Source organism: Halobellus salinus (assembly GCF_014646875.1).
GTDB lineage: Archaea > Halobacteriota > Halobacteria > Halobacteriales > Haloferacaceae > Haloquadratum > Haloquadratum salinum.
The window spans coordinates 196,185-209,581 of record NZ_BMOC01000003.1 but is presented as its reverse complement, the minus strand read 5'-3'; the positions used below and the strand labels follow the sequence as shown (position 1 = coordinate 209,581).

Annotated in this window: 11 protein-coding genes; 9 read left to right on the top strand and 2 right to left on the bottom strand. The window is 65.7% G+C overall.

The window, feature by feature from the left end; translation table 11 throughout:
* Positions 1-611: 611 nt before the first annotated feature.
* The 5 genes from IEX72_RS04355 to IEX72_RS04335 all read left to right on the top strand — a co-directional run bounded on the left by IEX72_RS04355 (position 612) and on the right by IEX72_RS04335 (position 5,630).
* A complete protein-coding gene (locus IEX72_RS04355) occupies positions 612-1,865 on the top strand; it encodes an ABC transporter substrate-binding protein (protein WP_188786157.1) in 1,254 nt (417 codons plus the stop codon).
* Between the two features lie 28 nt (positions 1,866-1,893).
* A complete protein-coding gene (locus IEX72_RS04350; protein ID WP_188786156.1) occupies positions 1,894-2,958 on the top strand; it encodes an ABC transporter ATP-binding protein in 1,065 nt (354 codons plus the stop codon).
* Positions 2,959-2,963: 5 nt separating this feature from the next.
* Positions 2,964-3,896, top strand: coding sequence for an ABC transporter permease (locus IEX72_RS04345; RefSeq protein ID WP_188786155.1), 933 nt, complete (start codon positions 2,964-2,966; stop codon positions 3,894-3,896).
* A 2-nt stretch (positions 3,897-3,898) separates the two neighbouring features.
* Positions 3,899-4,711, top strand: a complete 813-nt coding sequence (locus IEX72_RS04340) for an ABC transporter permease (protein ID WP_188786154.1) — start codon at positions 3,899-3,901, stop codon at positions 4,709-4,711.
* A 184-nt stretch (positions 4,712-4,895) separates the two neighbouring features.
* Positions 4,896-5,630 carry a helix-turn-helix domain-containing protein gene (locus tag IEX72_RS04335; RefSeq protein WP_188786153.1) on the top strand — a complete coding sequence of 245 codons (735 nt, stop codon included), beginning with the start codon at positions 4,896-4,898 and terminating at the stop codon, positions 5,628-5,630.
* Here IEX72_RS04335 and IEX72_RS04330 read toward each other — a convergent pair.
* The gene (locus tag IEX72_RS04330) at positions 5,627-6,955 is read right to left on the bottom strand and encodes a glutamine synthetase family protein (RefSeq protein WP_188786152.1); all 1,329 of its coding nucleotides are present in this window, start codon (positions 6,953-6,955) and stop codon (positions 5,627-5,629) included. The genes IEX72_RS04335 and IEX72_RS04330 overlap by 4 nt on opposite strands.
* Before the next feature lie 379 nt (positions 6,956-7,334).
* Between IEX72_RS04330 and IEX72_RS04325 the strand changes: the two genes are divergently transcribed.
* The 3 genes from IEX72_RS04325 to IEX72_RS04315 all read left to right on the top strand — a co-directional run bounded on the left by IEX72_RS04325 (position 7,335) and on the right by IEX72_RS04315 (position 11,591).
* Positions 7,335-8,783, top strand: coding sequence for an aldehyde dehydrogenase family protein (locus IEX72_RS04325; RefSeq protein ID WP_188786151.1), 1,449 nt, complete (start codon positions 7,335-7,337; stop codon positions 8,781-8,783).
* Entirely contained in the window at positions 8,780-10,249 is a 1,470-nt protein-coding gene (locus IEX72_RS04320; RefSeq protein WP_188786150.1) for a M81 family metallopeptidase, read from the top strand. The genes IEX72_RS04325 and IEX72_RS04320 overlap by 4 nt, the downstream gene beginning before the upstream one ends.
* A 148-nt stretch (positions 10,250-10,397) precedes the next feature.
* On the top strand, positions 10,398-11,591 hold the full coding sequence (locus tag IEX72_RS04315; RefSeq protein ID WP_188786149.1) for an iron-containing alcohol dehydrogenase family protein: 1,194 nt from the start codon (positions 10,398-10,400) through the stop codon (positions 11,589-11,591).
* 72 nt (positions 11,592-11,663) lie between these two features.
* Here the strand turns inward: IEX72_RS04315 and IEX72_RS04310 are convergent, their stop codons facing one another.
* The gene (locus tag IEX72_RS04310; protein WP_188786148.1) at positions 11,664-12,461 is read right to left on the bottom strand and encodes a zinc ribbon domain-containing protein; all 798 of its coding nucleotides are present in this window, start codon (positions 12,459-12,461) and stop codon (positions 11,664-11,666) included.
* Between the two features lie 179 nt (positions 12,462-12,640).
* Here IEX72_RS04310 and IEX72_RS04305 point away from each other — a divergent pair, with 179 nt between their 5' ends.
* Positions 12,641-13,342 carry a TVP38/TMEM64 family protein gene (locus IEX72_RS04305; protein ID WP_188786147.1) on the top strand — a complete coding sequence of 234 codons (702 nt, stop codon included), beginning with the start codon at positions 12,641-12,643 and terminating at the stop codon, positions 13,340-13,342.
* Positions 13,343-13,397 lie beyond the last annotated feature (55 nt).

Below are 13,397 nucleotides of genomic sequence, written 5' to 3'. Positions count from 1 at the left end.
AACGCTTGTGCGATACGAGGTATCACGCCTGATGCCCCCACAACCCGCCGTATCACACCGCGGTTGTCTCGAAGAACCGACTCGATCACCGTCTGATCGCCCCGATTCGGGTCATCCACGTCGACGACCCGACAGTCCGCGCGGACCCCCGACGCTTCCGAGGCATCCTCGAGGGCTCGTTCCCGAACACACCGGTGCACGCGGTTCGAGTCCAGACCTCATACTGTCGGCTATAGTCGCGTGACGTATTTCGACACCCCGGGGTGTCGAAAATCTTCACGTAATTATAGCCGACAGTATCACTCCTCCATCGCGTCTCCGCACCGCACGGGCGACGGGTGTCGATCCCGAACAGTCGGTTCGGACACCATCCGGTTGTGTAATGGCTGTTGTCGGAGCAAACGCTCGAAATTCCATCACAATCCGAAAAAAATACCTCAAAATAACGTCCGTACGGACACTGATATCTGGCCGGACACCCGGTCCATTATAAACAACCGTCGGTTGACGGCACAATGGTAATGACCCGCTCTTCGGGATTTTGTGGCACACCATCGTGTCCGCTGCGTGGACGACTGCCGTCAACACGCGGGTCACGGATGGAGACCACAATGTCACGAGAAATTCCGTTCACACGGCGGGAGTTCACGAAGAGGGCGGCGGCGACGGCCGGGTTGGCCGCGATCGCGGGTTGTACCGGCGGCGACGGCGGGGGTAGCAGCGGCGACGGCGGGGGCAGCAGCGGCGACGCACCCTGGTACCAACAGGAACTCGCCGAAGTCCCGGCCGCGGAGAACGAGGCGCTGTATGAACCCGGCGAGACCGACGAGACCGGCGAGACCATCAATCACCTGACGTGGACGGGCTACGACGCCTCAAACGTCCAGGATCCCTTCCGGAATCAGTTCGAGTGCGACACCCAACTGGATCTGTTCACCTCAAACCCCAAGGCGTTCAACCGGCTTGAATCCGGGGAGTGGGAGCAGTTCCACCAGGCGACGTTCGACATGGCGTGGCTTCCGGACCTCGCGGAGGCCGGCCTCATCCGGCCGCTGAACTACGAGCAGTGGAAGCCGTACACCTTCGACAAGTACATTGACATGTTCACCAAAGACGAAGGGTACGCCTTCGCGTTCCTCAACGAGGACGACTACTCCTTCGACACCGACGGAACGATGTACGGCGTCCCCCAGCGGTTCGGGTGGGCGTCGTTCGTGGTGAACAAAGATACCGTCGCGGAGTCGGACTACGGCAGCTACGACGCCGCGTGGATGGACGGGTACGACGTCGGCGTCTACGACCTGATGTTCTGGGGGATCCAGATCATTATGCTCCGGGAAGGCATCGACCCGTACAAAGAGCACACCGACGAGGAGATCGAACAGGTCCGGCAGGCGACGTTCGATCTGTTCGACAACGCGAAGACGCTGCTCCCGGACTTCGCGTCCATGAACCAGGCCATGAAATCCGGCGAGATCGACATCGGGTTCATCTCCGGCAGCTGGATCAACGGCACGCTCCGACGCGGCGGCGACCTCAACTTCGAGGCCCACGTCCCCGAGGAGGGGTCGGTCATCTGGGTGGAGACGACGTGTATGCTGAAGGGTGATCAACCCACTGTCTCCGACAACTACCTGGCGTACATGCAGCGGGAACAGACCGCCACGAACCTCATGTGGCCCACCTCCGGCGGCACCAACGCCGTCCCCCACCAGACCGCACTCGACGGGGCGACCGACGAGCAGCGGGAGGTCCTCCGGATCGACGACATCCCGGGCATCGTCGACAACTCCGTGTTCTACACCGGGGTGCCGGACCTTGACAAGTTCGAGCCGATCTGGCGGGAAGCGAAGTCGCGGATCTGAGCACGCGGGACGTTCTGACCTTCTTCAAATGCTACAATCAACGAATCTCAGGGCGGAGTATGGGGCGCTCGTGGCGGTCAACGACGTGGATATCCGGATCGAAACCGGCGAGTTCGCCACCATCGTCGGCCCCAGCGGGTGCGGGAAGACGACACTGCTCAGGATGCTCGCGGGGCATCAGGCGCCGACCGACGGACGGATCGAACTCGACGGGGTCGACATCACCGACGCTGAACCCCAGAACCGGCCGACGAGTCTGGTGTTCCAGTCGTGGGCGCTGTTCCCGCACATGACCGTCAGAGAGAACATCGAGTTCCCGATGCGGAACAGCGGGCTGGAGGTCGGCGACCGCGTCGAGGAACTGCTTCGGCAGGTCCGGCTCGACCCCGAGATCCACGCCGACAAGCAGGCAACGGAACTCTCCGGCGGCCAGAAACAGCGCGTCGCCCTCGCGCGGTCGCTCGCGTACGAACCCGACATTCTACTGCTCGACGAGCCGCTGGCGTCGCTGGATTACGTCCTCCGGAAGCGGCTCCAGCGCGAGCTGGCGGATCTCAACGAGGAGTTGGGGATGACGTTCATCTACGTCACCCACTCGCTGGAGTCGGCGCTTCTGATGAGTGACAAGCTGTTCGTCCTCGAGAACGGGAACATCATCCAAACCGGCTCTCCCGAGGACATCTACCGGGCGCCCAACACCAAGTTCATCGCGGAGTTCATGGGCGACGCGAACACGTTCGAGCTCGACGGCGCGACCGAACGCGACGGCAGCTACGAGGTCCACGCGGCACCCTTCGATCAGACGACGACGGTGCCGTACGAGGACGGCCGCGACACGCCGGCGTACCTGGTCGTCCGGTACGACGACACCGCCGTTGGGACCGAACTGACGGCGGACCTCGGGCTCACAGTCGCGGTCGAGAACGTCCTCGTTCGTGGAAACACCGTGTTAGTCGAGTGCAAGCAGCCTGGAGACGACGACGAGTACGTCGCGGAGATGCCGGTCGACGCGTTCAGAGCCACCGGCATCGAGAAGGGCGACACGGCGTACCTCCAGTGGAACGCCTCGAAATCCATCCTGGTGCCGGAGTGATCCCGATGTCGACGCTACAGCGGCTTCGAACCCGGCTGGGTCGGTCCGGTGCCTCCGAGGGTGGGGTCGTCGAGTTGCTCGCCCCGCCGTGGATCCTCCTGGTCCCGATGAGCCTCCTGTTGCTTGTGATGTTTGTCGGACCGATGGTGGCGATCGTCGTCTTCTCGTTCCAGACCGGCAACAGCATCGTCGCAACCCCCCTCGAGTGGTCGATCGCCACCTATGAGGAGGTCGTCGGCGGGGTGATCTCCGGGGAAGGGGTCTACGGCGACGTCCTCGTCAACACCGTCGCGGTGAGCGCCACCACGACAGCCCTGACGTTGATCGTGTCGTATCCAGCGGCGTACGCGCTTGCACGGCGGATCAAACGGTACAAGCTGGTCTTTCTGATGCTCCTCATCATCCCGCTTTTCACCAGCGTGAACATCCGGGTGTTCGGGTGGGCGCTGTTTCTCGTTCAGAACGGGGTGCTCGACAGCATTGTCGGGCTGTTCGGGATCGAGGAGTACGCGTCGCTGATGTACCAACGCTCGACGATCATCCTGGGGACAACGTACGTGTATCTGCCGTTCATGCTGTTCCCGATCTACCTCTCTATGCTGAGCATCGAAGACGCCACCATTGAGGCCGCAGAGGACCTCGGCGCGAGCAGCTACACGCTGTTCCGGCGGATCCTGCTGCCGCTGAGCAAGCCCGGGATCGTGATCGGGTCGCTGTTCGTCTTCGTTTTGAGCCTCGGGGCAAACGTCGAAGCCGAAATCCTCGGCGGCGGATCGATCTTCACAATTGCGAGCAACATCCAGTACTCCTTCGGCTACTCCCAGAACTGGCCGCTGGGGTCGACACAGGCGGTCGGGTTGCTCCTCATCACCGTGGTGTCGGGGATCGTCATCCTTCGGACAATCGATCTGCGTGAGATCGCCGAACGGGGGGACTGAACATGTCAACACGCACCCTCAGCTTCGGCGGCCGGTCGTCGGGGTGGATCTGGTACGGCTACGTCACCCTCGTGGCGCTGTTTCTGATGATCCCGCTCGTGAGCCTCGTGATCGCGTCGTTCTACGACGGCCGGTTCTTCTCGATCGTCGACTACCAGTTCACCCTCGGGTGGTACAACGCGGCGCTGTCCTCGGGTAGCATCCGCCGGGCGTTCACGAACACGCTGTTCATCTCGGTCCCGGTCACCGTCCTGAGTACGATCATCGGGACGGCGGCGGCGCTCGCGTACACCCGCTATGAGTTCCCGTACCGCGAGTCGTTCAAACTGATCGCGCTGCTCCCCATCTTCTTCCCGCTGATCCTGCTGGGGCTTGGGATGTCGATGTGGGCGAGCCAGATCGGGCTCGGCTACGGACTCGTCCCTTCGATCATCGGCGAACTCGTGTGGATCTCCCCGATCGTGATGTTCGTTGTCTCCATTACCGCGCTCGGAATCGACCCGAACACCGAGGAGGCGGCTCGGGATCTCGGAGCCGACACCCTCACGCTCTACCGACGGGTGCTCTTCCCGCTGGTCGCCGACGGCGTGGTCTCCGGCGCCATCTTCGCGTTCGTGTTGTCGTGGAACAACTACTACATCGTGTCGTATCTCTCCGGCCCGCAGAGCACGATCACCACCTGGATCCACGGCCGGATGACCCAGGGGTTCACGCCGGTGGTGCCCGCTGTGGCGTCGCTGATCTTCTACGTCTCGATTCTCCTGGTCGTGGGGGCGATTGTGATCGAGTACCGAAAGGACGACACCGGGGAGTGAGGCTCGAGCCCCCGTCAGGAGGGACGGGCATCCGTCTCGGTTGGTTATACCACGTGACGGATGTCGACACCCCGGAGTGTCGACATCCGTCACGTGACGATAGCCGACCGTATCAACAGCGGACTCCCGACACGCATATGTACCCAAGCGAGTTGAGTTCACACACCTATAGACGGACCACACCATGCTCGAATACACGTTCAGTATCAAACACCACGGGTGCTGGACCGCAGACTTAGTTGAGTCGTACCCGGATCTCCGGGCGACGATCATCTACTCCTACCGGATTGCCGGCACCAGCATCACCATGATCGAGACTGCTGGCATCGACGAGAGCCTGCTCGATGGGCTGGTCGAGTGGCTCGGATCCCACGCGGTGATGAACTCGAGCCAGCTCGTCACGTACGACGAGACGCGCCGGAAGGCGTTCATCAGTCTCGCCGGCGACTACGACACCGACACCGAACCGGTACTGAACGTGCTACTCCGGAACGACTGCTTTCCCACGATCCCCGCAACGGTGGCCAACGGACGGGAGCACTGGAGCGTTCTCGCGTCGAGTCACGAACGGGTCAGCACAGCCCACGACGAGCTCCGCGAGATCGGCTCGGTCAACGTCGATTCGCTCTGTTCGCCGGACCTCGACGCGTTGCTAACCGACCTCACCGGGATCAAGCAGGCGGTTCAGGAGCTTTCGCCCCGACAGCTCGAAGTGCTCTCCCGGGCGATCGAGGAGGGGTACTACGACTCGCCGCGGTCGTGTAACATCGAGGAGTTGGCCGCGCTCGACGACGCGAACACCTCCACGGTGGGTGAACACCTCCGGCGGTCGGAGGCGAAGATCCTCCAAGCCGTCGCTCCGATGCTCGATCGGCCGACACCGGAGGCACGCGGCGCGCCGCGGCGACAGCGGAACTAGAACTCGTCGAGATACTCCTCGCGCTCCCACGCCGACACCTGATCCATCGAGCGGTCGAACTCGTCGCGTTTGAGCGTCACGAACGACTCCACAAGCGCGGGCCCCAGCGCCGCTTCCAGTACGTCGTCATCCGCCAGGTGGTCGAGCGCTGCCCACAACGTCCGTGGGAGGCGCTCGTAGGACTCCTCGTAGGCGTTCTTCGTCGTCGGGTCGCCGGGATCGGTCTCGTTTCGAATCCCGTCCAGCCCCGCCGCCAGTGACGCTGCCAGCCCGAGGTAGGGGTTACACGCCGAATCAGGCACCCGGTGTTCGATCCGCGTGGCCGACCCCAACTCCGGCGGGAGCCGCAGGACCGTCGACCGGTTGTCGGGGCCCCACGCGATGTTGACCGGGGCCCAGATCCCGGGCAACAGCCGCTTGTAGGAGTTGACTGTCGGCGCACAGATCGCGGTCAGCGCCTTCATGTGGTCCAGGAGGCCGCCGACGAAGTGGCGGCCGGTCTCCGAGAGTCCCGACCCGGACGGGTGTTTTCCGGCGGGGAAGTCGATGTCGTCGTCGTCGCTCCGGAACGCGTTTTCGGACCCCTCGAGATCCCACAGCGAGAGGTGGAAATGCAGCCCGTTTGCGTCTTCTCCAGTGTAGGGCCGCGGCATCAGCGACGCCTTGTGGCCGTGCCGGCGGGTGACCGACTTGAGCATGTGCCGGAAAAAACAGATCCCGTCGGCGGTGGTCAGCGCGTTGTCGTACGCGAGGTTGACCTCGTACTGGCCGGGTTGGGACTCCTGGTGGACACCGAGGACGTCGTGACCCGCGGCCTCCATCGCGTTGATCCAGCCGTCGATGAGCGCCGACGCCGTGTCGACGGCGCTGAGGTCGTAGGAACACCGATCGTTGTACGGCTCCCACCCGCCGTCGCCGTCGGGCGAAAGCACGGAGAACTCGCTTTCGACCCCCGCCATCGCGCGGTACCCCTCGTCTTCGAGCTCTTCGAGGATGCCGCGGAGCGCGCTGCGGGCACAGAGATCGAACCGGGTTCCGCCGACGTCGGTCAGGTCGGCAAAGACGGCTGCGGTGTCGTCGGCCCACGCCACGGGCCGCACCGAGTCGGTGTCAGGAATCGCGAGCATGTCCCCGCTTTCCGCACCGTACCGCGGGTCGTCGAGAAGCCCAGGGTCAAGCGTCAGTTCCGCGACGCCGTTCGCGAACCCGACCCCGTCTTCGCAGGCGGCTGCGGCCTGCTCGCCGGGCAGCGTGATGCCGCGGGCGACGCCGTTGAGGTCCGTCCAGACGACGCGGACGTCGTCGTACTCCGAAAGTGTGGCCATCGCACCACTCACGTTGCTATCGGAGTATAGTAGTTCGCCCGTGGGTTTGCGGCCACCTATACGTCGGCCGTCGCGCCGGGGTAGGGTAGTTCACGAGCAACAGCCATGATGATGACGGAGCGATCACCTCGGGACCGCACGCGCTCTCGATCGGCGAGACCGCGGCCTCGTCCAGTTCGGATGGACGCTTCGGGTCGATCGACGTCTCGCTCGTTCCATCGCCGGCGCTCCGCGCCGGCTTCCGGCGGGACTCCCACCCACCGGCGGTTCTCCGGTCGGTCGTCGCGTAACTACACACGGCCCCGCCGGGACGGCTCGAATTTAAACACTCACACATCCACCCGGTAAGGTTTACCACGGGACTCCGCGAGGAGAGAGTGTGCACTCATACGACCTGTTCATCGACGGCGGCGCGCGGTCGACCGCCGGCAGCATTGAGGTTACCGACCCGGCGACGGGCGACCCCGTTGGCCGGGTTGCGCGCGGCGACGCCTCGGACGCCGATGCCGCAATCGCGGCCGCCAGCGGCGCGGCCGACGGGTGGGAACGGACCGCCCCCGGTGACCGCGAGCGGGCGCTCCGGACGGTCGCAGACCGGATCGAAGCCGATGCCGACGCCATCGCGGCGCTTCTCTCCGAGGAGACCGGCAAATGCCTCGCGACGGCCGAAGGCGAGGTCGCCGAGACAGCCGCGCAGTTCCGGTTCTACGCGGGCGTCGCCGACAAGGTACGCGGCGACACGATCCCGACCGCCGCGAACCGCCTGAACTACACCCGCCGAACCCCCTACGGCGTCACCGCGCACATCATCCCGTGGAACTACCCGCTGCTGTTGGGCACACGGGGCATCGCGGCGGCGCTTTCGACCGGCAACACGGTGGTGGCGAAGCCGCCGAGCCACGCCCCGCTGACGACGATGTGGGTCGGCGAGCACCTCGTCGAGGCGCTACCCGACGGCGTCGTGAACGTCGTGGCCGGGCCGGGCAGCGCGGTCGGGTCGGCGTTCACGTCGCACACCGATGTCGACGCGATCACGTTCACCGGCTCGACCGGTGTCGGCCGCGGCGTACTTGAAGACGCCGCAGAACACATCACCCACGTCGACGTCGAACTCGGCGGGAAGTCGCCCGCCCTTGTCCTCCCCGACGCCGACCTCGAGAACGCCGCCCGGGGAGTCGTCGCCGGGATCTTCTCGAACGCCGGTCAGAACTGCGTGGCGACCTCGCGGTGTCTGGTCCACGAGTCCGTCCACGACGACCTCGTGGAGAAACTGGTGAACAAGGCCGAGCGCATCACCCTCGGCCCCGGAACCGACCCCGACACCGATATGGGACCGGTGATCTCCGAGCACGCCCGCGAGGAGATCCTCGGCTACGTCGACGGCGCCGTACAGGATGGTGCGACGCTCCTGACCGGCGGCGGCGTCCCGGACGACCCTGCCCTCGCCGACGGCACGTTCGTCGAACCGACCATCCTCGACGACGTCGAGACCGACATGGCGGTCGGCTGCGAGGAGATCTTCGGGCCCGTGCTCTCGGTCATCCCCGTCGAATCGACCGACGACGCGATCGCGGTCGCCAACGACTCGCCGTACGCGCTCGCGGCGGCTGTCTGGACCGAGGGGCTGGACGCGACGCGGCTGGCCCGGCGGCTGGACCACGGCCTCGTCGCGGTCAACACCTACCCGGTCTCGATGCCGCAGAGCCCGTGGGGCGGCAACAAAGAGAGCGGACTCGGCCGGGAAGGCGGCCTCGAGGGCGCCGACGCGTTCACCACGGTCGACAGCGTGGTGGTCGAGTTCGACGAGCTGGCGGAGCCGTACCGATGACCGACACCGTCCTGCTCGCCCGGCTCAAACACGAGACGAACACGTTCTCGTCGCTGTCGACCGGCCACGAGGAGTTCGCGTCGACCTCGCTGTTCAGGGGCGAGGCGATCGTCCCGGAGTTCCGCGACACCAACACCGACCTCGGCGGCTTCCTCCGGGTGGCCGACGAGGAGGGATGGGAGGTTGTCCCAACGGTCGCGGCCAACGCCACCCCAGGTGGGGTTGTCACCCACGACGCGTTCTCGTCGTTTCTCGACCGAATCCTCGATGGAATCGACGCTCACGACCCCGACGCGATCCTGCTGGGACTCCACGGCGCGATGGTGAGCGAACGCCACCGCGACGGCGACGGCCACATCCTCGAATCGGTGCGGTCGGTCGCGGGCGACGACGTTCCGGTGATGGCGACGCTCGACCTCCACGCCAACGTCTCCGACCGGATGGTCGACCACGCCGACGGCCTCTTCGGGTACGACACCTACCCCCACGTCGACATCGGCAACACCGGCGAAACGGCTGCCCGGGCGATGGCGGCGACCCTGGACGGGAGCCTGGAGCCGACGATCGTGATCGACCGTGCGCCGCTGCTCCCGCCGCTGCCGCCGCTGCAGACCGCCGCTGAGCCGATGGCGTCGCTTCTCGCGACCGCGGCCGACGCCGAATCCGACCGGATCCCGGACGTGTCGGTGCTCGGCGGGTTCGCCCACGCCGACGTCCCCGAGGCCGGATTCAGCGTCGTCGGTGTGGCCGACGAGTCCGCAGCGAGCGAGGCGGCCGGCGCGTGCACCGACCTCGCGGCGGCCGCGGCGGATCGGCGCCACGAGTTCGACCGGACGTACACGAGTGTCGACGACGCCGTCGCGGCGGCCGCAGCGTGGGACCGGACCGACCCGCTGGTGCTCGCAGACATCGCGGACAACCCCGGCGGCGGGAGCGCCCAGGACGGCACCGTGCTCCTCGCGGCGCTGCTGGAGGCGGGCGTCGAGAACGCTGCGGTCGCCGCCATCTACGATCCGGCCGCGGTCGATGCGGCCGCCGAGACAGGGGTTGGCGAGCGGGTCACGGTCGACCTCGGCGGTCACACCGAGCCCAACGGCGACCCGATCACCGTTGAGGGGCACGTCCGACGCCTCTCCGACGGCACCTACCGGAACCAGGGACCGATGTCGACGGGGCTTGAGGTCTCCTTCGGGCGGACAGCGGTGCTCGCGGTCGACGGGATCGACGTGATCGTCGCCTCACACCGCCAGCAGCCGTACGATCCCGAGGCGTTCCGGAGTCACGGGATCGTCCCCGAGCGAAAGCGGGTGTTGGTGCTCAAAAGCACCGTCCACTACCGGGCGGCGTTCGACCCGATCGCCGGCGGCGTCAAGGAAGTGTCGGCGCCGGGGCTGTGCAGCCCCGACCTCTCGTCGTTCAGCTACGAACACGTCCGGCGGCCAATGTATCCGCTGGATCCCCAGTGACCGGGACCGGACCCCGGAGCCGGGAGACGATCCGGACCACCATTTAACAGCCCATTCATGTGAGCCTGAACAGTGATGTGGCGGACTAACGACGGGCCGGACACAACGCCTCGGGGGACCGGCCACCCGAGGAGCGGAGACATTTCCCATGACAGAGTCACTCGAAGCCTGGAACGCCCCGAACCGCATGCTGTTCGGGTGGGGTGCCGTATCGGAACTCGGAAGCTACGTGGCGGAACTCGGGGGCACCCGGCCGTTTCTCGTCACTGACGAGGGCGTCCTCAACGCCGGCGTGCTCGACCCGGTCCGCGAGTCGTTGTCGGCGGCGGGCCTGGAGTACGAGGTGTGGTCCGGCGTCCAACCCGACCCGACCGACGAGGTCGTCCACGCCGCGGCCGACGCCTACGCCGCGGCCGACAGCGACTTCATGATGGGCATCGGCGGCGGGTCGTCGATCGACACCGCGAAGGCGGCGAGCGTTCTCGCGACCAACGACGGCCATATCCTGACGTTCGAGGGCGGCGGCAACGTCCCGAACCCAACGCCCCCGACCGCGTACGTCCCCACGACCGCGGGCACGGGTAGTGAGGTCGGCCACTGGACCATCGTCACCGACAGCGACACCGACGTGAAAGAGGAGATCGGCGACCCGCACCTGCTTGCGGACCTCGCTCTTGTTGACCCGGAACTGACCGCGAGCGCGCCCGCACCGGTCAAAGCCGCAACCGGGATGGACGTGCTCACTCACGCGATCGAGGCGTACGTCTCGATCAACGCCCAGAGCCCGACGTCGGCGCTGGCACTGGACTCGATCGAGACGGTCGGCGCCCACCTGCCGCACGCCGTGGAGTACCGCGGCGGCGACCGCGAGGCGCTCACCGCGATGGCCCGGGCGAGCATGCAGGCGGGGATGGCGTTCAACGGCGCGGGGCTCGGCGCCGTCCACGCCATCTCCCACCAGGTCGGCGCCAGCTTCGGCGTGCCCCACGGCCTCGCGAACGCGATCATCCTCCCGTACGTGATGGAGTACAACCTCCCGCAGGTCCCCGAACTGATGGTCGACATCGCCGAGGCGCTCGGCGAGGACGTCGACCGCGCGAAGCCGGCCGCACTCGAGGGCCGGAAGGCCGTCGCCGCGGTCCGCCGGGTCGGGGATGCGGTTCGGATCCCGGAGACGTTGGCCGAAACGGACGCCGAGCAGGCGGCGACGCCCCGGCTGGCCGAGCAGGCGCTCGACGACGGAAGCCTGACGGGCAACCCCCGAACCACCGACGCCGACGACCTCGAACGGATCCTCGAACGCGCGTTCAACGGGGAACTGGCGTACGTCGAGGAAGACTGATCCGACAGTGTCGCGCGTCCGTGTGCCGAGTTAGGCCCCGTGGGGGCGCTGGATTCCTTTGCGCTGCGGTTTTCACACCAGTTCCGTCGACACCTTCACTGTCGCGTCACAGTACGGACACTCCTTTGTTTCGTCCGCACCAATCGTGTCGATCGCGGATCCGACTGCGTCGACCGCGTTCGACGATCCGGTGTCCGCCTGTACATCCGTCACCTGTCCCTCGACGACCATCTCGACGTTCCACCCGCACCCGGGACACTGGACGTAGGTCTGCTTCCGCTGTTCTTTCCTCTTCCGTTCCTTCCGTTCCCGCTTCCGCCGCTGCTCGTTGACGTACTCCTGGGTCCGGTGCAGCTTTTCGGCGCGGTCGACGTCAGCAGCCGACGCCTTCTCTGCTTTCGAGCCCTGATAACTCGCATAACTGTTCGACAGGACCGAAACGCTCCCCCCCAGGAGCACCCACACCCCCGCAGTGATGAGAACGATGAGCCACATAAACCAGGTGAACAACGTGCCGAGTATCCCGCCGCCTACCATCCCCTGAAGTATGGATATCAACACCCAGCCGACACCGACGAGCGCCACGAGCCCGCCGCCCACGTATTTTAATTTCGAGAGCGAGTTCCGCTCGGCTTTCTCCTCGTGGTCCGCTCCGGCGTCGTACCCGCAGCTGGGACACTCTCTCAGGTCCGCACTGATCTCCGTTCCGCAGTTCTCACAGGGCGCGTTGGGCGCGGCCGAACAGGATTTACACGAGTGGTTGATGATCTTTTCGCCGCATTCGATACAGTCGGACCGTTCTTCACCGCAGTAGTTGCAAAACCATTCGTTTGCTCCCAACGATGTCCCGCAGTTTCGACACGCTGTCACGGCCGAACATAGTTGTGAACTATCAAAAAAATTTGTGGACTCCACGACTGCAGTGGGGTGGTGGACCTCCCACACCGACTCCGTATCGGCAGTTGAGACTCCGTCTACCGGCCGCCGCGGACGGCGCGGCCGAACCGACAGACAAGACTCAAGTCGCCGTGTGACCACTGTCGACGCGAATGCCCGTCTTTTCTTCGAGCCGGGACCGGTGGCGCGGGGTCATCCTCCTCGTTGCCGTGGTGCTCGTCTTCCTTGGACTCTACGTCGGGGCCCGACGGTACGCGCCATTCGTGTTCACCGCCGCGGAGCTCCGGGCCTGGATCGCGCAGTTCGGGCTCTTCGCGCCGTTGGTGTTCGTCCTGATCCAGGCGACCCAGGTCGTGGTCGCGCCGATCCCCGGCCAGGTGGTCGCCCTGGTTGCGGGCTACCTGTTCGGCCCGCTCTGGGGGACGGTCTACAGCCTCACTGGCGTCCTGATCGGGAGCACGGTTGCGTTCAACCTCTCGAAGCGCTACGGCCGGTCGTTCGTCGAGGACATCCTCCACGAGGACGTGGTCACACGGTTCGACGACTTCGTTGACACCGTTGGCGTCCCGGGGCTGTTTGCGTTCGTCATCATTCCCGGACTCCCCGACGACGCGGTCTGTTTCCTCAGCGGGCTCACGAAGTGGCGGCTCCGGACGTTTATTGCGGTTATCGCAGTCGGGCGACTCCCCGCGTACGTGCTCACGGTCTACGCCGGCGGCGAACTCGCCAGCGGCCGGTTCATCGAGGGGATGGCGCTGATCGGCGTCGTGATCGGGGCCTCTGCGATCGGCTACTACAAGCAGGAGGCGGTTCGGGATCTGGTGGCACGGTTGGAACCCCGGCTGCCGTTCTGACCCGCCGGCTGCTCGCGTGGGACCGAACGCGTCTATATGTCGGCGCCCGAAACCC